Raw genomic sequence first — 25,287 nt, 5'->3', positions numbered from 1 at the left:
ATGAACGCAACAGTACACGACCTGGACGGCGGGGACGCGGGCAGCGTCGAGCTGCCGGCGATCTTCGAGACCGCGTTCCGACCGGACCTCATCGGTCGGGCGGTCTCCGCCGCACAGGCTAACCGGAAACAGGCCTACGGTGCCGACGAGTTCGCCGGGCTGCGAACCCCCGCGGAGTCGTTCGGCTCCGGACGCGGGCTCGCACACATCCCGCGCTCCGAAAACGTCGCCCGACGCGTCCCGAGCGCGGTCTCGGGCCGTCGCGCGCACCCGCCGAAGGCCGAGAAGGACCAGACGAAGAAACTGAACGACAAGGAACGACAGCTCGCCGTCCGGTCGGCCATCGCGGCCACCGCCGACGCCGAACTCGTCGCCGAGCGCGGTCACGCGTTCGACGAGGACCTCGCTCTGCCGCTCGTCGTCTCCGACGAGTTCGAGGACCTCGAAAAGACCCAGGAGGCCCTGGGCGTCCTCGAGGCCGTCGGCGTCGCCGCCGACATCGAGCGCGCCGAGGAGGGTCGCTCCGTCCGCGCGGGCCAGGGGAAGGCCCGCGGGCGGAAGTACAGCCAGCCGAAGTCCGTGCTCGTCGTCACCAGCGAGGAGCCGTCCCGCGCCGCCCGAAATCTCTCGGGCGTCGACGTCGCGACCGCCGGCGAGGTCAACGCGGAAGACCTCGCGCCGGGGACGCACCCGGGTCGACTCACGCTGTGGACTGAAAGCGCTATCGCCGAGGTGGCCGACCGATGAACTCGATCATCGAGCACCCGCTCGTCACCGAGCAGGCGATGAACGAGATGGACTTCAAAAACAAGCTGCTGTTCATCGTCGACGTCGACGCGACGAAGCCCGAGATCCGCGACGAGGTTCAGGAGCGCTACGACGTCGTCGTCGACGACGTGAACACGCAGGTGACCTCGAAGGGCAAAAAGAAGGCGACGGTCACGCTCTCGGCCGACGACGACGCGACCGAGATTGCCTCGCGCATCGGGGTGTTCTGATATGGGACGACGAATTCAAGGACAGCGGCGTGGACGGGGCGGCCCGACGTTCCGGGCTCCCTCCCACCGCTACAAGGCCGAACTGTCGCACAAGAAGCTCGAAGACGTGGACACGATCTCCGGCGAAATCGTCGGGATCGAACACGACCCCGCCCGCTCGGCTCCGCTCGCGGAGATCGAGTTCGAGGACGACGACCGTCGGCTCGTGCTCGCGCCGGAAGGCGTGCGCGTGGGCGACACGATTCAGGTCGGCGTCTCCGCGGAGATCAAGCCCGGGAACACGCTCCCGCTGGCCGAGATCCCCGAGGGTGTTCCGGTCTGTAACGTCGAGAGTAACCGCGGGGACGGCGGGAAGTTCGCGCGCGCCTCCGGCGTGTCGGCGACGCTTCTCACCCACGACCGCGACGTCGCGGTCGTCCAACTTCCCAGCGGGGAAGTCAAGCGGCTCGACCCGCAGTGCCGCGCCACGATTGGCGTGGTCGCCGGCGGCGGTCGGACGGAGAAGCCGTTCGTCAAGGCCGGCAACAAGTACCACAAGATGAAGGCGCGCGGGACGAAGTACCCGCGCGTCCGCGGCGTCGCGATGAACGCCGTGGACCACCCCTTCGGTGGGGGCGGTCGCCAACACCCCGGCCAGCCGAAGTCGGTCTCGCGGGACGCCCCGCCGGGACGGAAGGTCGGTGACATCGCATCCAAGCGCACCGGACGAGGTGGCAACAAATGAGTTCCAACTACCGAACCGGCCGCGAAGGCAAGGAGTTCGCCTACCGCGGTCACTCGCTCGACGAGCTGCAGGAGATGGACGTTGACGAAGTCGCGGAACTGCTCCCCGCACGCCAGCGGCGAAGCATCGTTCGCGGACTGACCACCGAACAGCAGAAGCTGCTCGAGAAGACCCGGAGCCGCGACAAGGAGACGACGGCGGACGACCCGATCCGGACGCACCTGCGCGACATGCCGGTTCTGCCGGAGTTCGTCGGCGTCACGTTCTCCGTGTACAACGGACACAGCTTCGAGCGCGTGCAGGTCGAGCCCCAGATGATCGGTCACTACCTGGGCGAGTTCCACCTCACCCGAAGCACCGTCGAACACGGTCAGGCCGGCATCGGCGCGACCCGGTCCTCGAAGTTCGTGCCCCTCAAGTAATCCATGGGAATCAATTACAGCGTCGAGGCCGATCCGGAGACCACCGCCAAGGGGATGCTCCGCGACCGGCCCATCAGCGTGAAGGACAGCAAGGAGATCTCTCGGGAGATCAAAGGCGAGACCGTCGCCGACGCCGAGGAGTTCCTCCAGGCCGTCATCGACGAGGAGACGTCGGTGCCGATGCGCCAGCACAACGCCGGCGCGGGCCACCGCTCCGACATCGACGGCTGGGACGCCGGCCGCTACCCGGCGAAGGCCGCCAAGGACTTCCTCAAGCTCTTAGAGAACGTCAAGCACAACGCGGACGAACAGGGCTTCGACGGCGACGAGATGGTCATCAAACACGTCGCCCCCCACAAGGTCGGCGAACGACCGGGTCGGAACCCGCGTGCCGCGGGCGCCACCCAGTGGAACACCACGCTCGCCGACGTCGAGCTCATCATCGAGGACCCGGAGGCTGACGAATAATGGCTGACGAACACCAATTCATCGAGGACGGCCTGCGCCGTTCACAGATCAACGAGTTCTTCGCGGATGAGCTCGGCCGAGCCGGCTACGGCGGCATGGACGTCGCCAAAACGCCGATGGGCACGCAGATCGTCCTGAAGGCCGAAAAGCCCGGGATGGTCATCGGGAAGGGCGGGAAAAACATCCGGAAGATCACCTCGGAGCTCGAGGACCGCTTCGGAATGGACGACCCCCAGATCGACGTTCAGGAAGTCGACGAGCCCGACCTGAACGCGCAGATCGTCGCCGATCGACTCGCGAACGCGCTCGAACGCGGCTGGTACTTCCGGAAGGCCGGCCACACGACGATCGACCGGATCATGGACGCGGGCGCGCTCGGCGCCGAGATCGTCCTCTCCGGGAAGGTCACCGGTGCGCGGTCGCGCGTCGAGAAGTTCAACCGCGGCTACATCAAACACAACGGCGAGCCGGCCCAGGAAGTGGTCGACCACGGACAGGGCGTCGCCGTGATGAAACTCGGGACGATCGGCGTCACCGTGAAGATCATTCCGCCGGGAGCGAAGCTCCCCGACGACTTCGACATCCGCGAGGACGCCGAGGTCCCGGAGGTCGAACAGGCCACGGTCGGCGCGGACGCCGACGAGGGCGTCGAATCGCTCCTCGAAGAAGAGCCCGAAGAGGTTCCTGACGTCGGTGCTGACGACGACGTCGAGGTCCCGGACGAAGACCCCGCCGACGTCATCGACGAGGAGGTCGTCGAAGAGGTCGTCGAGGAGAGTCAGGACGCGGCTGCGGAGGCGACCGACGTCGCCGCCGAGGAGCCGGTCGACGAAGACGTCGACGCCGACGAGTTGGACGACCTCGACGAGGAGATCGAATCGGAGGCCGCTGACCTCGTTGCGGAGATGGAAGCGGCGGACGAAGACGAGGAGGACGAGTAACAATGGCTATCCTCTACACCGACGAGATCCGCGACATGACCGCCGCAGAGCGGCAGGTCGAACTCGAGGAACTCGAGACGGAACTGCTGAACTCGAAGGCGCAGCGGGCCGCCGGCGGCATGCCGGAGAGCCCCGGTCGCGTCAAGGAGATGAAAAAGACGATCGCCCGGATCAAGACGATCCAGGCGGAAGAAGGCGACTTCGACGACGAATAACGATGATAACCCCTGATCAGCTCGTCCGGCACGAACTCATCGGCCTCCCCGTTCGGGTGGCCGATGCCGACAGCGACGCCCACGTGGGCATCGCCGGTCGCGTGCTGTCAGAGACGTTCGGCACCCTCGTGGTCCGAACGCGATCGGGGGACAAACGCGTGCCCAAGTCGGGCGCGACGTTCGAGTTCGGGATCGTCGATGTTCCAACCGCGCGCACAGATGAAGCCGCCGGCGACGGCCAGTCGTCGGGGTCCACGTCCCAACTCGGGTCGGATACTACGGGGGTCCGCCCCCGTCAGTCTGGCCCGTCCGGGTCCACGAGCGCCGTCGACAGTGACGGTGCGGGTCCGGCGAGCCGACGAGGCGAGTGCAAAGACGTGGTCTACGTAACGGTGGATGGCACGCGGTTGCGGCATCGACCCGCCGAACGCACCGAACAAGGTGTCACACAATGGCGATAGGAATCGACGTACCCACGCCTCCGGAGCCAGACAACCCGGAGGATTACGACTACGAGAAGTGCCCGTTTTACGGGCAGCTCTCCGTCCGCGGCCAGACCCGTGAGGGAACGGTCGTGTCGACGGATATGGAAAAGACCGTCATCGTCGAGCGAGAATACGACGTGTTCGTACCGAAATACGACCGGTACATGAAGCGTCGCTCGCGCATCCCGGCTCACGTGCCGGGCGTGCTCGACTCGCTCGAAGTCGGTGACGAAGTGAAAATCGCGGAGACGCGACCGCTCTCGAAGACGAAGTCCCACGTCGTCGTCGAGAACCTGTCGGGTGATCAGTGATGGAGGCGCTCAAGGCCGACGTCACGCAGGGGCTCTCGAAGGGCTCGCTTATCACGTGCGCCGACAACACCGGCGCACGTGAGCTGAAGGTAATCTCGGTGGCCGGCTACTCCGGCACCAAGAACCGCCACCCGAAAGCAGGTATCGGCGACAAAGTGACCGTCTCGGTCACGAAAGGGACCCCGGAGATGCGGCGACAGGTGCTGGAGGCGGTCGTCGTCCGCCAGCGCAAGTCGATCCGCCGTCCGAACGGCACGCGCGTGAAGTTCGAGGACAACGCGGCCGTCATCATCGACGACCTCGAGGAGCCGCGGGGCACGGAGATCAAAGGCCCCGTCGCTCGCGAGGTTGCCGAACGATTCGGGAGCATCGCCTCGACCGCGACGATGATCGTCTAATCATGACGAAACAGCCACGCAAACAACGAAAACGGTCGGAGACCGCGCCGCTTCACGAGCGGCAGAACCAGGTTCGGGCTACGCTCACGGAAGACCTCCGCGAGGAGTACGACCAGCGGAACGTCCGCGTCAACGCCGGCGACACCGTCGAGGTGCTTCGCGGCGACGCGGCCGGCACGGAGGCCGAAGTCATTTCGGTCGACCTGTCCGCAGAGCGGATCACCGTCGAGGACGTCACCGTCGAGAAGGCGGACGGGGAGGAAGTTCCCCGCCCGATTCCGGCGAGCAACGTCCGGGTGACCGATCTCGACCTGGAAGACGACCGCCGAGAGGCGCGGCTCCAGGAGGATAACGAATGACGCGACATCAGAAGCGACTGGCAGTACCGAACTCCTGGCCGGTCGAGCGAAAGACGAACACGTTCACCGTCAAGGCCGGCGCCGGCCCGCACGGTGAGGCGGGCGTTCCGCTCGTCGTCCTGCTGCGGGACGTGCTCGGCTACGTCGACTCGACGAAGGAGGCGCGCTACGCGCTGAACAACGACTCGGTCCTCGTCAACGGGGACGCCATCTCGGACGAACAGCGTCCGATCGGGATGTTCGACATCGTGGCGTTCCCCGAGCGCGGCGAGTTCTTCCGCGTCTTCCCCGACGAGGGCGGTCGGCTCGCGCTGACCCCCGTCGACGAGGACGCCGCCGGAAGCCGTCTCGGCAAGATCACGAACAAGGCCGTCGTCCCCGGCGGAGACGTCCAGTTGACGCTCCACGACGGGACGAACGTCCGCGTCGACGCCGACACGCCGTACGACACCAAAGACTCGATCATCATCGACAACGAGTCGAAAGAGGTCGTCGCCCACTTCGAGTACGAAGAGGGCGCGCTCGTCACCGCCGTCGCCGGCCAGCACGCCGGCCGCATCGGCGAAGTTGACGACATCGACGTGACGCTCGGGTCCGGATCCAACACCGTGTCCGTCGCCGCCGACGGCGACGGCTACGAGACGGTCGAGGAGTACCTCGTCGTCATCGACGAGAACTTCACCGGCGACGACGCCGACGAGACGGGTGATTCGGATGAGTGAATCCGAGAGCGCCGCTCACGAGATGCGCGAACCGTACCTCGAGAAGGTCGTCGTCCACATGGGCGTCGGGCAGGGCGGTGAACCCCTCGCCGACGCCGAGGAGATCATCGAGGAGATCACGGGCCAGCAGTCGGTCCGGACCACCTCGAAGCGCACCATCGCCGAGTTCGGGATCCGCAAGGGCGACCCGATCGGTGTCAAGGTGACGCTGCGGGGCGAGGACGCACACGCGTTCCTCGAGACCGCACTGGAACTCGTCGATATCGCCGAGAGCCAGTTCGACGACACGGGTAACCTGAGCTTCGGGGTCGAAGACCACACCGACTTCCCGAGCCAGGAGTACAGCCCGAACATCGGTATCTACGGGCTCGACGTGACGACGACGATCGTCCGCCCCGGCTACCGCGTGTCGAAACGGGACAAGGGGACCGCCTCGATCCCGGCGAAACACCGGATGACCGCCGAGGACGCGGCTGCGTTCCTCGAAACGAACTTCGACGTTGAGGTAACGGCATGAGCGAAGCGAACAACGACACGGGCGAACACGCGGCGAAACGCACCGACTCCCGGCACACGTGCCGGCGGTGCGACCGCGAGCAGGGGCTTGTCGGCAAGTACGACATCAACCTCTGTCGACAGTGTTTCCGCGAAGTCGCCCGAGACATGGGATTTGAGAAGTACAGCTGATCATGACAGGAAACGATCCATTCACCAACGCACTCGCCGGCATGGACAACGCCGAGAGCGTTGGCCACCTGTCGTACACGGTTGAGCCCGCCTCCAACATCATCGGCTCCGTCCTCGAGGTCCTCTACGACCGCGGGTACGTCGACGGCTTCGAATACGTCGACGACGGGAAAGCCGGGAAGTTCGAGGTTGAACTGAAAGGCGCGATCAACGAATGTGGCGCCGTCAAGCCCCGCTACTCCGCGGGGGCCGACGAGTTCGAGAAGTGGGAGAAGCGATTCCTCCCCGCCCGTGACTACGGGACGCTCATCGTCACGACGAGCCACGGCGTCATGAGCCACTACGAGGCCCGCGAAGAGGGCATCGGCGGCCAAGTGATCGCATACGTCTACTAACAATGAACAGAGTCGAAATCGAAATTCCGGACGACGTCTCCGCCGAGACCGACCACCTCGAACTCACCGTCGAGGGTCCCAACGGAAGCGTTACGCGACGCCTCTGGTACCCCGACATCGAGGTCACGGTCGAAGACGGTGTCGTCGCTATCGCCTCCGAGAACGAGGACGCGAAGACGAACGCCACGGTTGGCACCTTCGAGAGCCACGTCGCCAACATGATCCACGGCGTCACCGACGGATGGGAGTACACGATGGAAGTGTACTACGCCCACTTCCCGATGCAGGTGTCCGTGGAGGGCGACGAGGTCGTCATCGAGAACTTCCTCGGCGAGCGCGCGCAGCGACGCACCCCGATCCGCGGGGACACGGACGTACAGGTCGACGGCGAGACGGTCACGCTTTCGGGCTCCGACAAGGAGGCCGTCGGGCAGACCGCCGCCGACATCGAACAGCTGACGAAGGTGACCGACAAGGACACGCGTGTCTTCCAGGACGGCGTGTACATCGTCGAGAAACCCACCGGAGGTGCCTAACACATGGCCGAAGAACTCGAAGACATCAGCGGTGTCGGTCCCTCGAAGGCGGACGCCCTTCGCGAGGCCGGCTACGAGACGGTCGAGGACGTGAAGGCCGCCTCCCAGTCGGAGCTCTCCGAGGTCGACGGCGTCGGGAACGCGCTCGCTGCGCGTATCAAAGCCGACGTCGGCGGTCTGGAGGTCGACGAGGAGGCGGACGCGGAGATCGAAGACGAGACGGACGAGGAGGAAGAGGCCGACGAGGCCGACGCCGACGAGGACGTCGAGACGGAGCTTCGCCCCCGTGGTCACGCCGATAAGACGCCGGAACTGGACGACGAAACCGCTCGCGCGCTCGCACAGAAGCACCGCGAGGGGAAGCCCCAGTTCAACCGGCAGGATTACCACAAGAAAAAGCGCATCCCGACGTCGTGGCGCAAGCCGCGCGGCGGGCTCTCCAAGCAGCGCCGGCGCATGAAGGCCAAGGGACCCGTCGTCGAGGCGGGCTTCCGTTCGCCGACGGCGTCGCGCGACCTGCACCCGAGCGGCTTCGAGGAAGTCCACGTGCACAACACGGACGACCTCGAGGGCGTCGACGGGGACACGCAGGCGGTGCGGATCGCCGGCTCCGTCGGCGGCCGCAAGCGCGAACTGATCGAAGACGAGGCGGAAGAGCGCGAGATTCGCGTGCTGAACCCGACCTACGTCGAAGTGGAGGTCGACAACGATGAGTGACCTGAAGGCACAAAAGCGGCTCGCAGCGGACGAGCTGGACGTCGGCAAGGGCCGCGTCTGGCTCGACCCCGAGGCACAGGAGGAGATCGAGGACGCGATCACCCGCGAGGACGTTCGCGAACTCATCGATCAGGGAACGATCCGCGCGAAGGACGCGAAGACGAACTCCCGCGGTCGAGCCCGCGAGCGCGCCGAAAAGCGCTCGTACGGTCACAAGTCCGGCGCCGGGACCCGGAAGGGGAAGTCCGGTGCACGGCAGAACACCAAAGACGACTGGAAGGCGCGGATCCGCGCGCAGCGCGCCCGCCTGAAGGAACTCCGCGACGAGGCTGACGTGCTCGACGCCACCGAGTACCGCACGCTGTACAACAAAGCGAGCGGTGGCGAGTTCGAGGACGTCGCCCGGCTGGAGGCGTACATCCAGACGCAGTACGGTTACGAGGTGACGAACTAATGGCGACAGGACCACGATACAAGGTGCCGATGCGGCGCCGCCGTGAGGTCCGAACGGATTACCATCAGAGGTTGCGCCTGCTGAAATCGGGCAAGCCTCGCCTGGTCGCCCGGGTGAGCAACGCTCACGTCAGGGCGCAGCTGGTAACTCCCGGACCCGACGGCGATGAGACCCACGCGGCTGCCTCCAGCGAGGACCTCGCGGAGTACGGCTGGGACGCCCCCACGGGCAACCTCCCCAGCGCGTACCTCACGGGGTACCTCGCGGGCGCCCGCGCCGTCGACGCCGGCCTCGACGAGGCCGTCCTCGACATCGGGCTCAACACGGCGACGCCCGGCAACAAGACGTTCGCAGTACAGGAAGGAGCGATCGACGCCGGCCTCGAAATCCCGCACAACGACGACGTGCTGGCCGACTGGTCGCGCACGCGTGGCGAGCACATCGCCGCGTACGCCGAGCAGCTCGACGAGCCGCTCTACAGCGGCGATTTCGACGCGGCCGACCTACCCGAGCACTTCGACGACGTGCTCACCACGATCCAGGAGGACCATGAGTAGACACAACGACGGCTGGGAACCGCGGACGCGACTCGGCCGCAAGGTACAGGACGGCGACATCTCGTCGATGGAACAGGCGCTCGACTCCGGCCTCCCGCTGAAGGAGGCGGAGATCGTCGACCAGCTCCTCCCGGGGCTCGAAGACGAAGTGCTGGACATCAACATGGTCCAGCGCATGACCGACTCCGGTCGCCGCGTGAAGTTCCGCTGTGTGGTCGCCGTGGGGAACCGCGACGGCTACCTCGGCTACGCGCAGGCCCGCGACGATCAGGTCGGCGGTGCGATCCAGAAGGCCATCGACGTCGCGAAGCTGAACATCATCAAGGTCGACCGCGGCTCGGGGTCGTGGGAGGACCAGCCCGGCGGCACGAACTCCCTGACTCGGACGGCAGAGGGGAAGGCCGGCTCCGTCACCGTCGAGATCAAGCCCGCCCCGCAGGGGCTCGGTCTCGCGGCCGCGGAGACGGTCCGCAACATCCTGGAGCTCGCCGGCGTCGAGGACGCTTGGACGAACTCCGACGGCAACACGCGGACGACGGTGAACCTCGCGAAAGCGACGTTCAACGCCCTGGAGAACGCGGCGCAGTCCCGCACCCCCCAGCACGCGCGTGAGGTCCACTACGACGAGGTGAGCAAGTGATGCAAGCGATCGTGCAGCTCCGCGGCGACGTGAACCTCGAATACGGCGTCGAGGACACGCTCGACATGCTGAACATCGGGCGCGTCAACCACGCGACGTTCGTCCCGGAGACGGACTCGTACCGCGGCATGATCACGAAGGTCAACGACGTCGTCGCGTTCGGGGAACCGAGCGTCGACGCCGTCGCGACCACTGTCGCGCGACGCGGCGAGCCCCTCGAAGGCTCCGCCGATATCGACGACGAGTGGATCGACGACAACACCGACTACGCCGACCTCGAGGCGCTGGCCGAGGCGCTCGTCGCGGAAGAGACGACCCTGCGCGAGCAGGGGCTCTCCCCGACGCTGCGACTCCACGCGCCCCGCGGCGGTCACGACGGTATCAAGCACCCGGTGATCGAGGGCGGTGAACTCGGTCGCCACACGACGGCGGAGATCGACAGTCTCCTGGAGGCAATGCGATGACGAGCAAGAAACGTCGACAGCGCGGATCCCGGACGCACGGCGGCGGTACGCACAAGAATCGGCGCGGCGCCGGCCACCGCGGCGGTCGCGGTGCCGCGGGTCGCGCGAAACACGAGTTCCACAACTACGGCCCGCTCGGTAAGTACGGGTTCAAACGCCCCGCGGACTCCAAGACTGAGGTCCTCGAGGTCAAGGTCCAGAAGCTCGACGAGGACGCGGCGCTGTACGCTGCCGACGACCTCGCGACGGAAGACGGCGACGCGTACGTTATCGACGCGCGCGACGTCGTGGACGACGGCTACGACGCCGACGTCGTGAAGGTGCTCGGTGGCGGACAGGTCCGTCGCGAGCTCCGCGTCACGGCCGATGCGTTCACTGCCGGTGCGGTCGAGCTCATCGAGGAGGCCGGCGGCGAGGCGACGCTCTCCGAGCGCGCCGAAGAAGCCGCTTCGGAAGCCGAAACCGACTCGGACGACGAAAATAACGAGGCGTAACGATGAGTTGGAAGGAGGTCGCCGAACCGGTGCTCACGCGGATGCCCGTCGTGGAACGACCCGCGGGTCACGTTCCGTTCCGACGGAAGCTCACGTGGACGGCCGGTATCCTGATCGTCTACTTCTTCTTGACCAATATCAACCCCTTCGGGTTGGCGACCGGCGGGTCGGACTTCTTCGGACAGTTCCGGTCGGTGCTTGCCGGCTCGTCCGGCTCGCTGTTGCAGGTCGGTATCGGACCGATCGTCACGGCGTCCATCGTCCTCCAGCTGTTGGGCGGTGCGAATCTGCTGGGGCTCGACACCGATGACCCGCGCGATCAGGTCCTGTACCAGGGCCTCCAGAAGCTGCTGGTGATCATCGTCACGGCGCTAACGGCCGCGCCGATGGTGTTCACCGGCGAGTTCCTGCCCGCGGATCCGGCTGTCGGACAGGCGCTCGGCATCGGAACGTTTGGCGTCGAGGCGCTGATCTTCGTACAGATCTTCATCGGTGGCGTCCTCCTTCTGTTCATGGACGAGATCGTGAGCAAGTGGGGCGTCGGCTCCGGTGTCGGTCTGTTCATCATCGCCGCGGTGAGCCAGCAGATCGTCGGCGGGTTCTTCAGCTTCTCGGCGCTCGGCGCGTCCGGCTTCTTCGCGAGCTGGTACGGGCTCATCTTTGGCGACGTTCCGGTGTCGCTGTCGCCGTTCACGGCCGAGGGGCTTCAGAACCTCCTGTTCGATCCGGGGAATATCCTCGCGCTGTTCACGACCGTGTTCATCTTCGGGATCGTCGTGTACGCGGAGTCCGTCCGCGTCGAGATCCCGCTGTCGCACGCTCGTGTGAAGGGTGCGCGCGGACGCTTCCCGGTAAAGCTCATCTACGCGTCCGTCCTGCCGATGATCCTCGTTCGCGCGCTGCAGGCGAACGTTCAGTTCCTCGGACAGATCCTCTCCTCGCAGTGGGCGGGGATGCCGGGATGGCTCGGGACGTACAGCGAACAGGGACAGCCCATCTCCGGGCTGTTCTACTACCTGAACCCGATCCAGTCGCGGACGGAGTGGATGTGGTTCCTCGGTGAGATCCCGGCGTCGGTTGAGCCGTGGATGATCGCGGTTCGGCTCGTCATCGACCTGACGTTCATGGTCGTTGGCGGGGCGATCTTCGCGATCTTCTGGGTCGAAACCACCGGGATGGGTCCCGAAGCGACCGCCAAACAGATTCAGGGATCCGGAATGCAGATCCCTGGCTTCCGCCGGAACCCGCAGGTCGTCGAGAAGGTCATGGAGCGGTACATCCCGCAGGTGACCGTCATCGGCGGTGCCCTCGTCGGGCTGCTCGCCGTCCTCGCGAACCTGCTCGGCACCATCGGACAGGTCTCCGGGACCGGACTGCTGCTCGCGGTCTCCATCACGTACAAGCTGTACGAGGAGATCGCCGAAGAGCAGCTGATGGAGATGCATCCGATGATGCGCCAGATGTTCGGCAACGAGTAGCGAACGGCTGCGATTCGGCGCCCGCGTTTTCGGTGCGGTCCGCGGCGGTCCGCACCATATTTATTCTTTCCTCGAGCGGAGCCGCTCGCGGATCGGCTCACGATCGAGTCGATCGAGGCCCCTCGAGATCGCTTCCTCGTTGACCGGGCCGATCGCACCCGTTTGAGCGCGCCGACACCGGCGCTTCCCATCCGGGGGCTGGTCGCCGCGGTGTTCGCGAGGGCGTCCGCCCGCCGGTCGGCGGTGTCCCTGTGGGTGATCTCGGACCGCATCGAGCGGCTCGCTACCTCGTCGAATTCCCCTGCGGCGGGGCGAGAAGCCGAGTCCGAGAACTCTGTGAGTAAGCCATATTACGATCCGGTGGGTAGTCTCACCTATGAAAATAAGCGGATCGTGCGCCCACACGACGGTTCGAATCCGAGCCGCCGGTCGCCGCCGAAGCTCCCGCGCCGGTCCACGGCCGCGGAGGTGGTCATGAGCCACCATCTCGACGAGATTGATCGACGGATTCTCCACGCGTTGACGTCTGATGCGCGAAACACGTCGGCCCCGATGATCGCCGAGGATTTGAACGTGTCTGCGGGGACGATCCGAAACCGCATCGAACGTCTCGAGGAGGCGGGTGTCATCCGCGGGTACACGGCGATTATCGATTTCGAGCAGGCTGATGGCCGGCTCACCTCCGTATTTATGTGCACCGTCCCGGCCGACGAGCGCGAACGCCTGGCGCTGGCGGCGCGGTCGATACCCGGCGTGATCAACGTCAGGGTGCTGATGGCGGGTCGACGGGACCTCCAGATCGTCGCGGTCGGTGAGGAAACGAGCGATCTCAGGGAGATCGCGAGGACGATATCTGGACTCGATATCCGTATCGAGGACGAAGAGCTCCTCCAGACGGAGCTTTACACCCCCTACTCGGGGTTCCTCTCCGACGACGCCCGGCAGTCGGTGGTCACCGACACCGTCACGCTAGCGGACGGAACCGCTGTGGTCGAGGTGTGCGTCACCGACGATGCTCCGATCGTCGGTCTCTCACCGTCGGAGGCCCGCGCCGACGGGCTCTTATCGAGCACGGCAATTGTGACGTCGATCGAGCGCGACGGGTCGATCATCCACCCGGTCGACGACACGACGATCCGACCGAACGACGTCGTGACTGTCCTCCCGAAAGAGTCGTCCGATGAGGATGTTCTCGGCGCGTTCCTCGTCGACGGGGACGAGCCGCAGTCGGCGACGTCGTAGCCTTCCGTTTATCATTCCGGGTGTCCAATCGTGAGCCATGGCAGACACGATCCTCGTTCCGCTGGAACTCCCTGACCCGGAGCCGTTGTCGCCGATATTGATCGAGGACCTCTCCTCGCTCACGGTCGTGGTGCTCGGCCACTACGACCTCCCCGAGCAGACGCCGGCCAGTTCGGCGCGTGAGCAGTTCGGTGAGACGGCACAGGCGACGCTCGACGAGGTTGCCGAGGCGTTTGCCGACGCCGGCGCCACTGTCCGGACACGGCTGGTGTTCGGGAAGGACCGAGCGGCCGCGATCCAACAGATCGCAACCGAGGAGGGGTGCGTCGCCGAACTCGATCCCGCTCCGACCGAGGGGATCAACAGAATACTCGTGCCGCTCCCGGATGTCGCCGAACTCGACCGACTCCCGAGGTTTATCCGGCTGCTGAGCGAGGACTCGACCCAGCGGATCACCCTGTTCCACGTCGTCGAGGGGGAGGAATCCCGCGAGCGCGGCGAGGCCGTCGTCGCTGAGACGCGGGAGCACCTGATCGAGGACGGATTCGGTCCCGATGCCGTCGACACGTTGGTCGTTGAAGGTGACGAGCACGACGAGGAGATTCTCCGAACTGCGGCCGACTACGACGCGGTCGTGATGTACGAGCCAGAACCGCGCCTCGGTGACCGCGTCTTCGGGACGCTTGCGGACCGGATCGCCGACGAGACCGGCGATCCGGTAATCGTCGTCAGCCGCGACTACTGACCGTCACTCGCGTTACCGTCTTCTGAAAGCCGTTTTTTTGAACCCCGCACTCCGTGTGCCGTTTTCCGAACGCCTTCCCGATCGGTGTGGTGTCGTCACTCCGGTTCCGTTGCGGCGATCCCGTCGTCTTCCTCGCCCCGGCGGGCCCGGAGGATCGTCCCGATTGCACCGGTTCGGTCCGTTCTGGGCCGCCCGTACGCGACGTACACAAGCGCGCTCCCGAGGATGATCCCGACTGCGCCGAGGATGGGTACCGTTCCCATCTGCGTGAGCAGGGCGATACCGGCAACGAAGCCGAACACCTGGACGAACGGATACCCGGGCGCTTTGAACTCCGGCTCGTACGAGGGCACGTCAGCCACGCGGAAGGCGACCAGCGCCATATTCTCGAACGAGAAGACGAGGATCTGGAACGCGCTCGCCAGCTTTGCCAACTCGATCACCGGCACGAACGCGATGAGCAGCAACAGCACGACGCCGGTGAGCAGCACGGCGTTCCGCGGGGTCTTGAACCGCGCGTCGATGGTCTGAAGCGATGACGGCAGGAGATCGTCGCGACTCATCGCGAGCGGGAACCGCGAGGAGGAGAGCACGCCGGCGTTGGCCATGCTCGTGAGCGCGACGACGGCGATCACCGAGATGAACAGCACTCCGGCCCCGCCGAGGAGTGCGCCCGCCCCGTCGGCCATCGGCGTGAGCGACGCCGTTCCGCCTGGTCCGCCCGTCTTCAACACCTCCGGGTCGCTCAGGCCGATGATCGCGCCGACCACCCCGATGTAAAGGAGCGTCATGATAGCCATCGATCCGAGCATCGCGCGCGGGAGGTTCTTTCCCGGGTCCTTCACCTCCTCCGCGACGCTCGCGATCTTCGTGACGCCCGCGTACGACACGAAGACGAATGCGGCGGCCGTGATAATTCCGCTGCCCCCGTGCGTCGTAAAGGGAGCGTACCGGCCGGCGTCGGCGACAAATCCCGCGTTGACGACGTACGCCAGCAGCCCCGCGACGACCAGCGTGACGATGACCGCCTGTATCTGGCCGCTCATCTTCGTCCCCGAGACGTTCAGGGCGACGACGAGGACCGCCAGCGCCAGCGCGACGTACACCACAGCGCCCTGCGAGATCGGGGCGAAGAGGAGGAGGTACGCGCCGAGGCCGACGAGCGCGAATGAGCTTTTAAACACGAGCGAAAACCACGCACCGATCCCGGCGATCGTCCCGAACAACGGTCCGAGCGCGCGGTCGATGTAGAGGTAGGTCCCGCCCGATTCCGGCATTGCCGTGGCCATTTCCGCTTTCGAAAGCGCGGCCGGCAACACGACGGCGGCGGCCACGAGATATGCGAGAATCACCGCCGGTCCCGCTTTTTTGTAGCCTAAGGCAGGAAGGACGAAGATTCCGCTCCCGATCATCGCCCCCATACTAATCATCATTGTCGGGTATAACCCGAGACTCCGATCCAGGTCGTGTCCGGCCATGTTCTCAACCCAATTTACTATCCTTGATCTGATATACTCTTCGGATTGCGGAATATATGGGCATCCAAACTACTTATTACTCATCGAAGTGTAGCCAAGACTGGTGAGTAAAGTAATGTCATCGATAACCGTTCGCAACCGCACCGATCTGAAACGATCGCTTCCTGTCGGTCTCATCGGTCTCGTGGGGCTGACACTCGCGGGATTGGCGTTCCAGTACCTGATCACGCATCCGGACCCCGCGCTCCGATGGGAGCTCGAGTTTCTCGTCGTCGCCGTTGTGTCGGCGACGATCGTAATCGGCGCGTGGCGGCTCTTCGAGAGCACGTACGACGGAAACGACCTCTGGGCGATCCTCAGCTGGAGCCTCGCCGGGATCGTCGGCGCGTCCCTTCTCGGTGCGGGACTCTACGCGCACCAGCTCGCTGAACAGGTTCGAGTCGCCGATCCGGCGTTTCTCCTCGAGTCGATGGCGCTGTTCGGCTTGGGCTTGGGGCTCGCCTTCGGGATCCACCAGCGGTCGCGACTCTCGGACGGGTTCGAGCGTGCGTTCGCTCAAGCGCCCGCAAACCCCGACGCGGTTCGAACGCTCCTCTCGTTGCTCGGAGGAGAGGGTGAAGTCCTCCGGCAACGGTGGGACGCCACGGCTGCCGTCGCCGCTACCTCAACGCGTGCCGTTCCGATCCCGGTTCTCGTGAATCGGCTCGCGGCCGACGAGACGAACGGGTTCCCCGACGACGAGCCGGTCGTGGAAGCGCTCTTGGAAGAGGACATCTTCCCGACGTTGGCGCGAAACGGCGTGTTCGACGTCGACGCCGCCGCGGGGGTCGTCGCGTACGCCGGTCCGCCGGCGGCGGTTGCGTATCTCACAGAATCGTGAACCGCTCTCTCCGGACGGCTCCGATATCACCCGTCCCGATCGGACAACGAGCAACGCAGGCCGAAGGCCACGCAGCGTAGTAGGAAGGTCGCGAACTTAGGTCCTCTTGGTCTCTTCTCCGTCTGAAGACTTGTTGCTCTCTTCGGCCTTCTCGTCGACCGTCTTCTCGACGGTCTCTTCGACGGTTTCTTCGACCTTCTCGCCGACGGTCTTCTCGACGGTTTCTTCGACTTTCTCGCCGACCGTCTCCTCGACTGTCTCTTCGACTTTCTCGCCGACCGTCTCCTCGACTGTCTCTTCGACCTTTTCGCCGACGGTTTTCTCGACGGTTTCTTCGACCTTTTCGCCGACGGTTTTCTCGACGGTTTCTTCGACCTTTTCGCCGACAGTTTTCTCGACGGTCTCTTCGACCTTTTCGCCGACGGTTTTCTCGACGGTCTCTTCGACCTTCTCGCCGACAGTCTCTTCGACTTTTCCAGTCACTTCCTCACTGACGGTGTTGGTGACGTCGTCGGCGACCTCGTTAACCTCCTTATTGACGGTTTCGCCGACGGTCTTTTCCACTTCCTTGCTGACCGTGTCGCCGACGGTCTTCTCGACGGTTTCGCCGACCGTTTTCTCGACGGTTTCGCCGACAGTCTTCTCGACCTCTTTGCTGACCGTGTCACCGACGGTTTTCTCGACCTCTTTATTGACGGTCTCGCCGACGCTCTTTTCGACCTCCTTACCGACCTGATCGGCCACCTCTCGGGTCATCCAGTCGGGGTCGAACCGTGCCATCTTCCAGACGACGTGGACGACGTAGGAGGCGAACACACCGATTCCGAACGCGATCCCGATGTCGTTCGGTTGGAGCGTCGCGATGAGCGCGATCGACGCCACGATCAACGTCCCGTACGCGATATCAGTGAGCGCGTCGACGCGAGCGGGACTCACCATCGCGAACGGACCTCCGGACGCGCGGAGCACTCGCCCTTCGTCGACGTCTGAGTCCGCTCGAAGCGCGTCTCTGCTGTCGCTTGACCGTCCCGACGGCTTGCGCCGCCACTCCGATTTCGTGTAGAACGGATCGCCATACGGTCTCTATCCACGCTGGCGGGCTAAAGTCCCCGATCCGAGCGCGAGCGATTCAAGGTGCGGAACGACCCGACGGCGAGCCGTCCCGCGGAGCGCGGCCCTTTTGTGCGAGTTGGGCGAATTCAACGTATGAATATCGAGGAGGGCGGACTCACCGTGTCCGTCCCGGAGGCCCGCGACGGGGCGAGCGAGGGCACCGGCGGTGGCGTCTTTTTCAATCCCACGCAGGAACTGAACCGCGACGTCACCGTCGCGGTGTTGCGCGCCTACCGCGACCGGGAGCCGCGCGCGGCCTCGTACCTCGACGCGATGGCGGCCTCCGGGATCCGGGGCGTCCGCGCCGCCGCCGAGGGGTACGACGTCACGTGTGCCGACATCGACTCCGACGCCGTCGAACTCGCCGCCGGGAACCTGGACGCGAACGGTCTCGACGGCGAGGCGGTCCACCGTAACGTCAACGCCCTGCTGTACGAGAACGTCTTCGACGTCGTCGACCTCGACCCGTACGGGACACCGATCCCCTTCGCGGACGCCGCGCTCGCGAACGCCCGGAATCTGGTCTGCGTCACTGCGACCGACACCGCCCCGCTCTGTGGCGCCCACCTCAACAGCGGCATCCGGAAGTACGGCGCCGTTCCGCGCAACACCGATTATCACCCGGAGATGGGACTCCGGACGCTCGTCTCCGCGCTGGTTCGGACGGCCGCGCGCTACGACAAGGCGGCCCGACCGATCGTCTCGCACGTCTCGCGGCACTACGCGCGGACCTACCTCGAGCTCGAATCCGGCGCGCAGGCGGCCGACGCCTGTATCGACGAACTCGGCTACGTCGACCACTGCGAGGACTGTCTCTGGCGTGAGCCGACTCGCGGGCTCATCGCCGATCCGGTCGACCGCTGTCCGGTCTGTGACGGCGAGCGCGTGCTCACCGCCGGGCCGCTCTGGCTCGGTCCCGTCGCCGACCCGGACTTCGCGCGCGCGGTCCGCGACCGCGTCACCGACGACATGGGGGAGGCGAAACGCGCCCGGAAGCTCCTCGGCACGGTCGCCCGCGAACTCGACCAGCCGACCCACTACGACCAGCACCGGCTGTACAAAGCGTGGGGCGAACCCGCCATCGGGATGGACGACTTCGTCGAGCGCCTGCGCGGGGCCGGCTACGAGGCGAGCCGCGCGCACTACCGCGGGACGGCGGTGAAAACCACCGCATCGATCCCGGAAATGCGTGAGGCCGTTCTCGGCGACGTAGACGACTGATCGTTTCGGTTCGCCGACACCCCTCCCGTTTTTGTCGCTATCGGCCGAACGGTCAGTCGTGTTCCGTCACTCGACCGCTGTATTCGAGACCGGCCGTCGCGTCGTCGATACGGCGATTGACCGACAGGTGACGTTTCTCGCCGCTGCGATCGCCTACTACGCCTTCGTCTCGCTCATCCCCGCACTGCTGTTGCTCGTCGTCGTCGCGAGCATCGTCTTCGGCGAGGAGATCGCGGTCGAGTTAGCCGTCGCGACCGGCGAGTTCCTCACGCCCGCAGGCCAAGAGACCGTCGCGGCGGCGGTCTCCTCGGCGGGCGGGCGGACCGGCGCGAGCGTCCTCGGGGTCGCGGTCCTCCTCTGGTCGACGCTGAAGGTCTTCCGCGGGCTCGATACGGCCTTCGTCGAGCTGTACGGATCGGTGAATACACCCGGTTTCCTCAAACAGCTCACCAACGTGGCGTCCGTCGTGCTCGCCGTCGGGATCGGTATCGGGACCATGGTCGCGGTGGGCGCGTTCCTCGCCGCGACGGACGCGGTCCCGCTCATCGGAGCGGCGAGCATCCTCGTGTTACCCGGGTTTTTGACCGTCGTGTTCCTTCCGATGTACTACCTGCTCCCGCACCTGCGGATCCCCGTCCGCGAGGCGATCCCCGGTGCGGTGTTCGCCGCGGTCGGATGGACGCTCCTGCAGGCGGGGTTTCAGGCGTATGCCGCGGGCGCGGCGCAGTACCAGGTGTACGGCGTCATCGGCGGGATCCTGCTTCTCGTCACGTGGCTGTACGTCGCCGCGATCGTCGTCGTGGTCGGCGGCGTCATCAACGTCGTATTGGCGGGCCGCGCGACGCCCCCCGCCGTATCCGGGTCGCCTATCGGCGGCAACGCCGCGAAGGCGGTCGCGGGCGCCGCTGCAGTCGCGTCGTCCGACGGCGACGCGGACCGGCAGTTACAACACGCCCGCGGCCGATCCACGGGTATGAACGGTGAGTCGGACGGCGCTGGCGACGCCGGCGACGACGAACGGCCACAGGGGGCACCGGATGTGGCGGCGTTACAAGAAGAGGTGCGCCGACTGCGCGCTGAGTTCGATGCGTTCGAAGACGATGTCGAACAGCGCACCGTCGATAAGCCCGCCGTCGAGTCGGAGCTGAAGCGGTACGTCCGCTCGCGGATGCGGCGCGGCCACGCCCGTGGGTGGGGACCGTATCTCGTCCTGCTGTACGGAACGGTGCTGATCCTCGGTGCGTTCTCCTTTCTCGACGGGCTCTACGCGATCGCCGCGATGCTAATATTGGGGCTGTCGACGCTGGGACTGTACACGCTGTTTATTATCGTCGGGATCGGGCTCAATTTGCTCGAAACGCCGGGGAAGGCCGTCGATTACGCCCGCAACCGCGGCGATGACGACTGATCCGATGTCGGTCGACCCGGTGCTGACCGAGCCACTGGCGAGCGCGTCGACGCCGACCGGCCGACCGATCGAAACGCCGGCGTCGACGACGCCGATCCACGGGGTGGCCGCACCGTGACCGGACTCGTCACGGCCGAGCGCGGGATCGGCGAGACCGCTCTCGTCGACGCGCTCCCCGAGTTCGTCGTCGTCGCCTTCGCGGCCGTCACCCACCTCGCCGACCCGTGGTTCCTGTTCGGCCTGCTGGCGATCGGGTACTGGTTCGCGAGCGACCTCGCCGCCGCCGCGCCGCGGCGCGCGGGTGCGACCGCCATCGCCGTCGTCACGTGCGCGTACGCGGTCGTCGCCCTCGGGAAAGCCTGGTTCGCGGTTCCGCGGCCGCCCGGCGCCGTCGGCCCCGCAGACGTTCCGACTTGGCTCCCGGGCCTGCTCTCGACGTGGTACGAGGCGCAGGTGCTCTCAGACGGATTCGGCTTCCCGAGCGGGCACGCCACCGGCGGCGCGGCGGCGTACCTCGCGCTGGCGCTGGTGTACGACCGCGTCTGGACGGCGCGTGGACGCCTCGCCGGCGCGGTCGCAGTCGCGGTCGCGGTCGCGGCCTCGCGGGTCATCATCGAGGTCCACTTCCTGGTCGACGTGCTCGCGGGCCTCCTCGTGGGCGGTGGCACGGTCGTCGGCGCGCTGTGGCTCGCCGGCGATCCGCGCTTCCGCGGCGGTGACAGCAGCGGTGTCGACGACGCGACCGACGGCCTCGACGCAGACGGCGGGGTCACCGCTCCGACCGCCGCCCTCGACCCGCTCCCGGCGTTCCTGCTGGCGGCCGTCGTCTCCGCTGGCGCCGCCGGCGTCGCCGTCGCGGGCGGCCACACCGGCGAGGTCGTCGAGGCGGGGATCGGTATCGCGACCGGACTCGGCGGTGCGATCGGGTGGCTCCTCGTCGACGGCGACGAACCGGCGGTCCCGGTCCGGATAGCGGTCCCCGCGCTCGCGGTCACCGGCGCGCTCTGGGTGGGCGCGTACGCGCTCTCCTCGTCGCTCGCGGTGACCGTGGTCGCGACGACCGCAGCGGTCGTCGCCGTCGTTGCGCTGCCGGCGCTGCCGGCGCTGCTCGGGCGGACGGCCGTCGACCGGGCCTGATCTGATCGATCCCGTCGGATCGACCGTGGACCGACGGTGCTCGCCTCTTAAATATCAGCTATCCGGCCGACCCCGTCTCTCGCGGCGCAACAGCACCCCACCGACGACGCCACCGCCGCGTGCGCTTATAAGCATCCCCCGCTCGCGCTGTGTCGAAACCACAAAAAGAGAGAATAGCTGCGGTCGAACTCGGGAGTCGCCTCAGAACGTCTCGAGGTAGCGGTCCTCCTCCCACTGCGAGACTTGGGTGAGGTAATCGCTGAACTCCTGCGATTTCGCCTCGGTGAACTTCTCGGAGGTGTGCGGCCCGAGCGCGTTCTGGAGCACTTCGTCGGTTTCGAGTTCCTCGACGGCCGCGCCGAGGTTCGGCGGGAGCGTCTCGATGCCGTACTCTTGGCGTTTCGCCTCGTCGAACTCGTAGATGTCCTCGCGGACTGGCTTGCCCGGGTCGGCGCCGTTCTTGATGCCGTCGAGACCGGAGGCGATGAGCGACGCCAGTCCGAGGTACGGGTTACACGACGGGTCCGGGCTACGGACCTCGAAGCGCGCGGAGACGCCTGCGGCGTCCGGCACACGGACCAGCGCCGACCGGTTCGTGTCGGACCACGCGACGTAGATGGGCGCCTCGTATCCGGGCACCAGGCGCTTGTAGGAGTTCACGGTGGGGTTGGTGACGGCCGTGAACGCGGGCGCGTGGTTCAGGATGCCGCCCATGAACTCGTAGGCGGTCTCGCTTAGGTTGAACTCGTCGTCGGCGTCGGCGAAGGCGTTGCCGTCCTCGTCGAAAAGCGAGATGTGGGTGTGCATCCCCGAGCCGTTGATCTCGGCGATCGGCTTGGGCATGAACGTCGCGTGCAGGTCGTGCTGGCTCGCGACCGCGCGGACGACGGCGCGGAACGTTGCGATGTTGTCCGCCGTCGTGAGCGCGTCGTCGTACTTGAAGTTGATTTCGTGTTGGCCCTCGGCGACCTCGTGGTGAGAGGCTTCGATCTCGAAGCCCATCTGCTCTAAGGTGAAGATGATCTCCTTGCGCACGTCGCTTGCGAGGTCCTTGGGCGCGAGATCGAAGTAGCCGCCGTTGTCGTGGGGGATCGTCGTCGCGTTCCCCTCGTCGTCGGTTTTAAACAGGAAGAACTCCGGCTCCGGACCGATGGAGACCGAGTAGCCCATCTCCTCAGCCTCGGCGAGGACGCTTTTAAGCACCTGACGCGGGCCGCCAGCGAACGGCTCGCCCTCCGTGGTGACGATGTCGCAGATGAGCCGCGCGGCCCCCGATCCGTCTGGACCGTCGCTGCGCCACGGGAGCACCGCGAACGTGTCTGGGTCGGGGACGAGCCGCATGTCGGACTCTTGGATGCGGACGAACCCCTCGATTGAGGAGCCGTCGAAGTAGATTCCATCGGTGAACGCCTTCTCGGCCTGGTGGGCCGGTACGGAGACGTTTTTCACAACACCGAGGATGTCGGTAAACTGGAGCCGCAGGAAATCGACGTTCTGCTCGTCGATCTCGTCGAGTACCGCCTGTTCTTCAGCCGTGAGGCCGCCGTCTGTTTTCGCGTGTTCGTCCGTCATGTTCTGGACGTCTCATTCGTTATCTGCCAGTATAAAGGCCTTATCGCTTGGTGCATGAACCGCCGCCCCCGCAAGAATGCTGGACATTCGTAAAATTATAAACCCCAGACAGCGTGGATAGGTGTGATGACGTACGAAAACCTCGACGCCCAACTCGTCAACTCACTTCTCAGCAACGGTCGCGCGAGCCTGCGCAGCCTCGGTGACGAACTCGACGTCTCCGTAACGACCGTCTCGAATCACCTCCGCGACTTGGAAGACGAAGGCGTGATCCGCGGATACACGCCCATCGTCGACTACGACAAACTCGGCTACGACGTGACGGCCGTCCTCCAGCTCAAAGTCGAGGGGAGCGCGTTGCCTGACGTCACCGAGAAGCTCCGGCAAGAGAAGCAGATGGTAAGCGTCTACGAGGTCACCGGCGACTACGACGTGATCGCCATCGGCAAGTTCACCGACACGGACGGCATGAACGCCCAGATCAAATCGATCCTCACCGACGCCGACATCCGCGAGTCGAACACCAGCGTCGTCCTCAACGCGGTCACCGAAAACGAGCAGTTCGAACTCGACCTCAACGAGGAGTAACCCCTTCGCCGACCGTCGAACGTCCCATCTACCCCCTCTCTCGTATTCGCTTTCCCGCGTATCCGTTCTCCCGCTTACTCCGTCACTCGGCCGCAGCGGCGTCCTCCAACAGCTCGACCGCCGGGAGCGACTCGCCCGTGAGCGCGCGGATGTACGCCCCGCCCGCGATCGAGACGTGCGAGAAGTCGGCCTCGTCTAACCCGTACATCTCGATCGCCCGCGAGGTGTCGCCGCCGCCGACCACGGAGAAGCAGTCGGTCTCGGCGATCGCTTCGAGCACGCCGACCGTGCCGTCCGCGAACCGCTCGTCCTCGAAGACCCCGAGCGCGCCCTTCACGAACACCGCGTCCGACTCGCGGATCGGCGGCCCGTAGGCCGCCACCGTCTCCGAGCCCACGTCGAGGTAGCCCTCGGTCTTTTCGTCGATGTCGGCGACGGCCACCTCCGCGCGCTCGCCGTCGTCCCCCTCGTAGGCGAGGTCGGTCGCGAGGTGGATCGCGTCGCCGCGCTCGTCGAGGACGGACTCGATCAGCTCGCGGTTCGCCGCCCACTGCTCGTCGAACAGGTCCATGTCTCCGACGTCGTGGCCGACGGGGTGGCCCGCCGCGCGCAGGAACAGCTCCCCGGCGACGCCGCCGAGCAGGAACCGGTCGACCTTCCCCGCTAAGGCGTCCATCACGCCGATCACGTCGGTCGCTTTCGTCCCGCCGACGACCATCGTCACCGGCCCGTCGAACTCGCGGGTCGCGATGGCGGTGTTGGCCTCGTACTCCGTCTCCATCACGCGGCCGGCGTACGCGGGCAAGACGAGCGGGAACCCGACCAGCGAGGCGTGTTTTCGGTGGGCGGCGGAGTACGCGTCGTTGACGTACGCGTCGACGTGCGGCGCCAGCGCCGTCACGAACTCGGTCTGGGACTTGTCCTCGGGCGACGCCTCCGGAAGCTCGTCGTCGCACATCCGCGTGTTCTCCAACAGGAGGATCTCGCCCGCGTCGAGCGCGTCGATGGCCGCCAGCGCCTCGTCGCCGTAGGTGTCTGCCACGAACGCCACGTCTCGGCCGACGTGCTCGGCGAGGATGGTCGCGTGGCCCGACAGCGACGTGAAGTCGTCGCGGCCGGGGCGACCCTGGTGGGCCATGAGCACGACGCGGTGGCCCGCCTCGGCGAGCTCTCGGACGGTCTCCGCGTGGCGCTCGAAGCGGCGGTTGTCCTGTGGCTCGCCGTCGTCGATGGGCGAGTTGAGATCGAGTCGAACGAGGACGCGCGAGTCGGCCGGCAGGTCGTCGATGGTGCGGAAGGTGGACATGAATGAACGGTGATCGGTGAGGTACTTATCGGTGGTTCTCCGGGGGAACGTTGCCGTCCGATGCGGCGTCGACGATGCGTCGACCGCTCGTCAACGGCGCGCCGCCGGGGTCCGATTCGGGAGCTTACGCGC

34 protein-coding genes are annotated in these 25,287 nt (G+C 66.0%); 30 read left to right on the top strand and 4 right to left on the bottom strand.

Translation table 11 applies throughout. The features are described 5' to 3' along the window. From rpl4p to C461_RS11285, 25 genes are all read left to right on the top strand, one after another. Positions 1–747 (top strand): 50S ribosomal protein L4, encoded by a 747-nt coding sequence (gene rpl4p, locus C461_RS11405; RefSeq protein ID WP_008001370.1) that lies wholly within the window; start codon positions 1–3, stop codon positions 745–747. After that, positions 744–998 carry a 50S ribosomal protein L23 gene (locus C461_RS11400; RefSeq protein WP_008001369.1) on the top strand — a complete coding sequence of 85 codons (255 nt, stop codon included), beginning with the start codon at positions 744–746 and terminating at the stop codon, positions 996–998. The genes rpl4p and C461_RS11400 overlap by 4 nt, the downstream gene beginning before the upstream one ends. A gap of 1 nt (position 999) precedes the next feature. Next, positions 1,000–1,722, top strand: a complete 723-nt coding sequence (locus C461_RS11395; protein WP_008001367.1) for a 50S ribosomal protein L2 — start codon at positions 1,000–1,002, stop codon at positions 1,720–1,722. Next, positions 1,719–2,144: a 30S ribosomal protein S19 gene (locus tag C461_RS11390; protein ID WP_008001365.1), complete on the top strand. Its 426-nt coding sequence runs from the start codon at positions 1,719–1,721 to the stop codon at positions 2,142–2,144. Before C461_RS11395 ends, C461_RS11390 begins: the two co-directional genes overlap by 4 nt. A gap of 3 nt (positions 2,145–2,147) precedes the next feature. Beyond that, the gene (locus C461_RS11385; RefSeq protein ID WP_008001364.1) at positions 2,148–2,612 is read left to right on the top strand and encodes a 50S ribosomal protein L22; all 465 of its coding nucleotides are present in this window, start codon (positions 2,148–2,150) and stop codon (positions 2,610–2,612) included. After that, the gene (locus tag C461_RS11380; protein WP_008001363.1) at positions 2,612–3,553 is read left to right on the top strand and encodes a 30S ribosomal protein S3; all 942 of its coding nucleotides are present in this window, start codon (positions 2,612–2,614) and stop codon (positions 3,551–3,553) included. Before C461_RS11385 ends, C461_RS11380 begins: the two co-directional genes overlap by 1 nt. A 2-nt stretch (positions 3,554–3,555) precedes the next feature. Next, complete coding sequence (rpmC, locus tag C461_RS11375; RefSeq protein ID WP_004047223.1) at positions 3,556–3,768, top strand: 50S ribosomal protein L29; 213 nt, start codon at positions 3,556–3,558, stop codon at positions 3,766–3,768. A gap of 2 nt (positions 3,769–3,770) precedes the next feature. Further along, on the top strand, positions 3,771–4,229 hold the full coding sequence (locus tag C461_RS11370) for a ribonuclease P protein component 1 (RefSeq protein WP_008001362.1): 459 nt from the start codon (positions 3,771–3,773) through the stop codon (positions 4,227–4,229). Beyond that, positions 4,220–4,564, top strand: a complete 345-nt coding sequence (locus C461_RS11365; protein WP_008001361.1) for a 30S ribosomal protein S17 — start codon at positions 4,220–4,222, stop codon at positions 4,562–4,564. Before C461_RS11370 ends, C461_RS11365 begins: the two co-directional genes overlap by 10 nt. Further along, the gene (locus C461_RS11360) at positions 4,564–4,962 is read left to right on the top strand and encodes a 50S ribosomal protein L14 (protein ID WP_008001358.1); all 399 of its coding nucleotides are present in this window, start codon (positions 4,564–4,566) and stop codon (positions 4,960–4,962) included. The genes C461_RS11365 and C461_RS11360 overlap by 1 nt, the downstream gene beginning before the upstream one ends. 2 nt (positions 4,963–4,964) lie before the next feature. Then, positions 4,965–5,321, top strand: a complete 357-nt coding sequence (rplX, locus tag C461_RS11355) for a 50S ribosomal protein L24 (RefSeq protein WP_008001356.1) — start codon at positions 4,965–4,967, stop codon at positions 5,319–5,321. After that, positions 5,318–6,043 (top strand): 30S ribosomal protein S4e, encoded by a 726-nt coding sequence (locus tag C461_RS11350; protein ID WP_008001354.1) that lies wholly within the window; start codon positions 5,318–5,320, stop codon positions 6,041–6,043. Before rplX ends, C461_RS11350 begins: the two co-directional genes overlap by 4 nt. Next, positions 6,036–6,560: a 50S ribosomal protein L5 gene (locus C461_RS11345; protein WP_008001352.1), complete on the top strand. Its 525-nt coding sequence runs from the start codon at positions 6,036–6,038 to the stop codon at positions 6,558–6,560. Before C461_RS11350 ends, C461_RS11345 begins: the two co-directional genes overlap by 8 nt. After that, positions 6,557–6,730: a 30S ribosomal protein S14 gene (locus tag C461_RS11340; protein ID WP_004597423.1), complete on the top strand. Its 174-nt coding sequence runs from the start codon at positions 6,557–6,559 to the stop codon at positions 6,728–6,730. Before C461_RS11345 ends, C461_RS11340 begins: the two co-directional genes overlap by 4 nt. A gap of 2 nt (positions 6,731–6,732) precedes the next feature. After that, entirely contained in the window at positions 6,733–7,125 is a 393-nt protein-coding gene (locus C461_RS11335) for a 30S ribosomal protein S8 (protein WP_008001348.1), read from the top strand. Between the two features lie 2 nt (positions 7,126–7,127). Continuing rightward, a complete protein-coding gene (locus C461_RS11330; protein WP_008001346.1) occupies positions 7,128–7,661 on the top strand; it encodes a 50S ribosomal protein L6 in 534 nt (177 codons plus the stop codon). A gap of 3 nt (positions 7,662–7,664) precedes the next feature. Continuing rightward, positions 7,665–8,378 (top strand): 50S ribosomal protein L32e, encoded by a 714-nt coding sequence (locus C461_RS11325; protein WP_008001345.1) that lies wholly within the window; start codon positions 7,665–7,667, stop codon positions 8,376–8,378. Continuing rightward, positions 8,371–8,832: a 50S ribosomal protein L19e gene (locus C461_RS11320; protein ID WP_008001343.1), complete on the top strand. Its 462-nt coding sequence runs from the start codon at positions 8,371–8,373 to the stop codon at positions 8,830–8,832. Before C461_RS11325 ends, C461_RS11320 begins: the two co-directional genes overlap by 8 nt. Then, positions 8,832–9,389, top strand: coding sequence for a 50S ribosomal protein L18 (locus C461_RS11315; protein ID WP_049906559.1), 558 nt, complete (start codon positions 8,832–8,834; stop codon positions 9,387–9,389). The genes C461_RS11320 and C461_RS11315 overlap by 1 nt, the downstream gene beginning before the upstream one ends. After that, complete coding sequence (locus C461_RS11310) at positions 9,382–10,029, top strand: 30S ribosomal protein S5 (protein WP_008001338.1); 648 nt, start codon at positions 9,382–9,384, stop codon at positions 10,027–10,029. Before C461_RS11315 ends, C461_RS11310 begins: the two co-directional genes overlap by 8 nt. Continuing rightward, the gene (locus C461_RS11305; RefSeq protein ID WP_008001336.1) at positions 10,029–10,493 is read left to right on the top strand and encodes a 50S ribosomal protein L30; all 465 of its coding nucleotides are present in this window, start codon (positions 10,029–10,031) and stop codon (positions 10,491–10,493) included. Before C461_RS11310 ends, C461_RS11305 begins: the two co-directional genes overlap by 1 nt. Further along, positions 10,490–10,987, top strand: coding sequence for an uL15m family ribosomal protein (locus C461_RS11300; protein WP_008001333.1), 498 nt, complete (start codon positions 10,490–10,492; stop codon positions 10,985–10,987). The genes C461_RS11305 and C461_RS11300 overlap by 4 nt, the downstream gene beginning before the upstream one ends. Positions 10,988–10,989: 2 nt before the next feature. Then, positions 10,990–12,465 carry a preprotein translocase subunit SecY gene (gene secY, locus C461_RS11295; RefSeq protein WP_008001332.1) on the top strand — a complete coding sequence of 492 codons (1,476 nt, stop codon included), beginning with the start codon at positions 10,990–10,992 and terminating at the stop codon, positions 12,463–12,465. Between the two features lie 474 nt (positions 12,466–12,939). Beyond that, positions 12,940–13,707: an Lrp/AsnC family transcriptional regulator gene (locus C461_RS16210; protein ID WP_008001331.1), complete on the top strand. Its 768-nt coding sequence runs from the start codon at positions 12,940–12,942 to the stop codon at positions 13,705–13,707. A gap of 37 nt (positions 13,708–13,744) precedes the next feature. After that, positions 13,745–14,452, top strand: a complete 708-nt coding sequence (locus tag C461_RS11285; protein ID WP_008001330.1) for a universal stress protein — start codon at positions 13,745–13,747, stop codon at positions 14,450–14,452. A 95-nt stretch (positions 14,453–14,547) separates the two neighbouring features. Here C461_RS11285 and C461_RS11280 read toward each other — a convergent pair whose 3' ends face one another. Next, a complete protein-coding gene (locus tag C461_RS11280; RefSeq protein WP_049906557.1) occupies positions 14,548–15,930 on the bottom strand; it encodes an APC family permease in 1,383 nt (460 codons plus the stop codon). A 115-nt stretch (positions 15,931–16,045) separates the two neighbouring features. Between C461_RS11280 and C461_RS11275 the strand changes: the two genes are divergently transcribed. After that, positions 16,046–16,810 (top strand): hypothetical protein, encoded by a 765-nt coding sequence (locus tag C461_RS11275; RefSeq protein ID WP_008001328.1) that lies wholly within the window; start codon positions 16,046–16,048, stop codon positions 16,808–16,810. 96 nt (positions 16,811–16,906) lie between these two features. Here the strand turns inward: C461_RS11275 and C461_RS11270 are convergent, their stop codons facing one another. Next, positions 16,907–17,749, bottom strand: a complete 843-nt coding sequence (locus tag C461_RS11270) for a hypothetical protein (RefSeq protein ID WP_080506282.1) — start codon at positions 17,747–17,749, stop codon at positions 16,907–16,909. A 267-nt stretch (positions 17,750–18,016) separates the two neighbouring features. Between C461_RS11270 and C461_RS11265 the strand changes: the two genes are divergently transcribed. From C461_RS11265 to C461_RS11255, 3 genes are all read left to right on the top strand, one after another. Further along, entirely contained in the window at positions 18,017–19,144 is a 1,128-nt protein-coding gene (locus C461_RS11265) for a tRNA (guanine(26)-N(2))-dimethyltransferase (RefSeq protein ID WP_008001325.1), read from the top strand. Positions 19,145–19,202: 58 nt separating this feature from the next. Continuing rightward, positions 19,203–20,552: a YihY/virulence factor BrkB family protein gene (locus tag C461_RS11260; RefSeq protein WP_008001323.1), complete on the top strand. Its 1,350-nt coding sequence runs from the start codon at positions 19,203–19,205 to the stop codon at positions 20,550–20,552. A gap of 114 nt (positions 20,553–20,666) precedes the next feature. Then, complete coding sequence (locus C461_RS11255; RefSeq protein WP_008001321.1) at positions 20,667–21,689, top strand: phosphatase PAP2 family protein; 1,023 nt, start codon at positions 20,667–20,669, stop codon at positions 21,687–21,689. Positions 21,690–21,890: 201 nt separating this feature from the next. Here C461_RS11255 and glnA read toward each other — a convergent pair whose 3' ends face one another. Beyond that, positions 21,891–23,261, bottom strand: a complete 1,371-nt coding sequence (glnA, locus tag C461_RS11250; protein WP_008001319.1) for a type I glutamate--ammonia ligase — start codon at positions 23,259–23,261, stop codon at positions 21,891–21,893. A gap of 126 nt (positions 23,262–23,387) precedes the next feature. Here glnA and lrp point away from each other — a divergent pair, with 126 nt between their 5' ends. After that, positions 23,388–23,849, top strand: a complete 462-nt coding sequence (gene lrp, locus C461_RS11245; RefSeq protein ID WP_008001317.1) for an HTH-type transcriptional regulator Lrp — start codon at positions 23,388–23,390, stop codon at positions 23,847–23,849. An 82-nt stretch (positions 23,850–23,931) separates the two neighbouring features. Here the strand turns inward: lrp and C461_RS11240 are convergent, their stop codons facing one another. Next, positions 23,932–25,155 carry a phosphoglycerate kinase gene (locus tag C461_RS11240; RefSeq protein ID WP_008001314.1) on the bottom strand — a complete coding sequence of 408 codons (1,224 nt, stop codon included), beginning with the start codon at positions 25,153–25,155 and terminating at the stop codon, positions 23,932–23,934. Positions 25,156–25,287 lie beyond the last annotated feature (132 nt).

Origin of the sequence: Halorubrum aidingense JCM 13560 (assembly GCF_000336995.1) — an archaeon.
Lineage (GTDB): Archaea > Halobacteriota > Halobacteria > Halobacteriales > Haloferacaceae > Halorubrum > Halorubrum aidingense.
Note: the sequence above shows the minus strand (reverse complement) of the source record. Positions and strands in the feature narration are given on the sequence as shown.

What these genes read in the sequence shown, in the direction of transcription:
- rplX (WP_008001356.1), top strand. Translation starts at nt 4,965, where the DNA reads ATGACGAAACAGCCACGCAAACAACGAAAACGGTCGGAGACCGCGCCG.
- C461_RS11285 (WP_008001330.1), top strand. Translation starts at nt 13,745, where the DNA reads ATGGCAGACACGATCCTCGTTCCGCTGGAACTCCCTGACCCGGAGCCG.
- C461_RS11400 (WP_008001369.1), top strand. Translation starts at nt 744, where the DNA reads ATGAACTCGATCATCGAGCACCCGCTCGTCACCGAGCAGGCGATGAAC.
- C461_RS16210 (WP_008001331.1), top strand. Translation starts at nt 12,940, where the DNA reads ATGAGCCACCATCTCGACGAGATTGATCGACGGATTCTCCACGCGTTG.
- C461_RS11350 (WP_008001354.1), top strand. Translation starts at nt 5,318, where the DNA reads ATGACGCGACATCAGAAGCGACTGGCAGTACCGAACTCCTGGCCGGTC.
- secY (WP_008001332.1), top strand. Translation starts at nt 10,990, where the DNA reads ATGAGTTGGAAGGAGGTCGCCGAACCGGTGCTCACGCGGATGCCCGTC.
- C461_RS11370 (WP_008001362.1), top strand. Translation starts at nt 3,771, where the DNA reads ATGATAACCCCTGATCAGCTCGTCCGGCACGAACTCATCGGCCTCCCC.
- C461_RS11395 (WP_008001367.1), top strand. Translation starts at nt 1,000, where the DNA reads ATGGGACGACGAATTCAAGGACAGCGGCGTGGACGGGGCGGCCCGACG.
- C461_RS11360 (WP_008001358.1), top strand. Translation starts at nt 4,564, where the DNA reads ATGGAGGCGCTCAAGGCCGACGTCACGCAGGGGCTCTCGAAGGGCTCG.
- glnA (WP_008001319.1), bottom strand. Translation starts at nt 23,261, where the DNA reads ATGACGGACGAACACGCGAAAACAGACGGCGGCCTCACGGCTGAAGAA.
- C461_RS11330 (WP_008001346.1), top strand. Translation starts at nt 7,128, where the DNA reads ATGAACAGAGTCGAAATCGAAATTCCGGACGACGTCTCCGCCGAGACC.
- C461_RS11340 (WP_004597423.1), top strand. Translation starts at nt 6,557, where the DNA reads ATGAGCGAAGCGAACAACGACACGGGCGAACACGCGGCGAAACGCACC.
- C461_RS11280 (WP_049906557.1), bottom strand. Translation starts at nt 15,930, where the DNA reads ATGGCCGGACACGACCTGGATCGGAGTCTCGGGTTATACCCGACAATG.
- C461_RS11275 (WP_008001328.1), top strand. Translation starts at nt 16,046, where the DNA reads ATGTCATCGATAACCGTTCGCAACCGCACCGATCTGAAACGATCGCTT.
- C461_RS11380 (WP_008001363.1), top strand. Translation starts at nt 2,612, where the DNA reads ATGGCTGACGAACACCAATTCATCGAGGACGGCCTGCGCCGTTCACAG.
- rpmC (WP_004047223.1), top strand. Translation starts at nt 3,556, where the DNA reads ATGGCTATCCTCTACACCGACGAGATCCGCGACATGACCGCCGCAGAG.
- C461_RS11300 (WP_008001333.1), top strand. Translation starts at nt 10,490, where the DNA reads ATGACGAGCAAGAAACGTCGACAGCGCGGATCCCGGACGCACGGCGGC.
- C461_RS11345 (WP_008001352.1), top strand. Translation starts at nt 6,036, where the DNA reads ATGAGTGAATCCGAGAGCGCCGCTCACGAGATGCGCGAACCGTACCTC.
- C461_RS11385 (WP_008001364.1), top strand. Translation starts at nt 2,148, where the DNA reads ATGGGAATCAATTACAGCGTCGAGGCCGATCCGGAGACCACCGCCAAG.
- lrp (WP_008001317.1), top strand. Translation starts at nt 23,388, where the DNA reads ATGACGTACGAAAACCTCGACGCCCAACTCGTCAACTCACTTCTCAGC.
- C461_RS11365 (WP_008001361.1), top strand. Translation starts at nt 4,220, where the DNA reads ATGGCGATAGGAATCGACGTACCCACGCCTCCGGAGCCAGACAACCCG.
- C461_RS11240 (WP_008001314.1), bottom strand. Translation starts at nt 25,155, where the DNA reads ATGTCCACCTTCCGCACCATCGACGACCTGCCGGCCGACTCGCGCGTC.
- C461_RS11315 (WP_049906559.1), top strand. Translation starts at nt 8,832, where the DNA reads ATGGCGACAGGACCACGATACAAGGTGCCGATGCGGCGCCGCCGTGAG.
- C461_RS11325 (WP_008001345.1), top strand. Translation starts at nt 7,665, where the DNA reads ATGGCCGAAGAACTCGAAGACATCAGCGGTGTCGGTCCCTCGAAGGCG.
- rpl4p (WP_008001370.1), top strand. Translation starts at nt 1, where the DNA reads ATGAACGCAACAGTACACGACCTGGACGGCGGGGACGCGGGCAGCGTC.
- C461_RS11320 (WP_008001343.1), top strand. Translation starts at nt 8,371, where the DNA reads ATGAGTGACCTGAAGGCACAAAAGCGGCTCGCAGCGGACGAGCTGGAC.
- C461_RS11270 (WP_080506282.1), bottom strand. Translation starts at nt 17,749, where the DNA reads ATGGTGAGTCCCGCTCGCGTCGACGCGCTCACTGATATCGCGTACGGG.
- C461_RS11310 (WP_008001338.1), top strand. Translation starts at nt 9,382, where the DNA reads ATGAGTAGACACAACGACGGCTGGGAACCGCGGACGCGACTCGGCCGC.
- C461_RS11305 (WP_008001336.1), top strand. Translation starts at nt 10,029, where the DNA reads ATGCAAGCGATCGTGCAGCTCCGCGGCGACGTGAACCTCGAATACGGC.
- C461_RS11265 (WP_008001325.1), top strand. Translation starts at nt 18,017, where the DNA reads ATGAATATCGAGGAGGGCGGACTCACCGTGTCCGTCCCGGAGGCCCGC.
- C461_RS11390 (WP_008001365.1), top strand. Translation starts at nt 1,719, where the DNA reads ATGAGTTCCAACTACCGAACCGGCCGCGAAGGCAAGGAGTTCGCCTAC.
- C461_RS11335 (WP_008001348.1), top strand. Translation starts at nt 6,733, where the DNA reads ATGACAGGAAACGATCCATTCACCAACGCACTCGCCGGCATGGACAAC.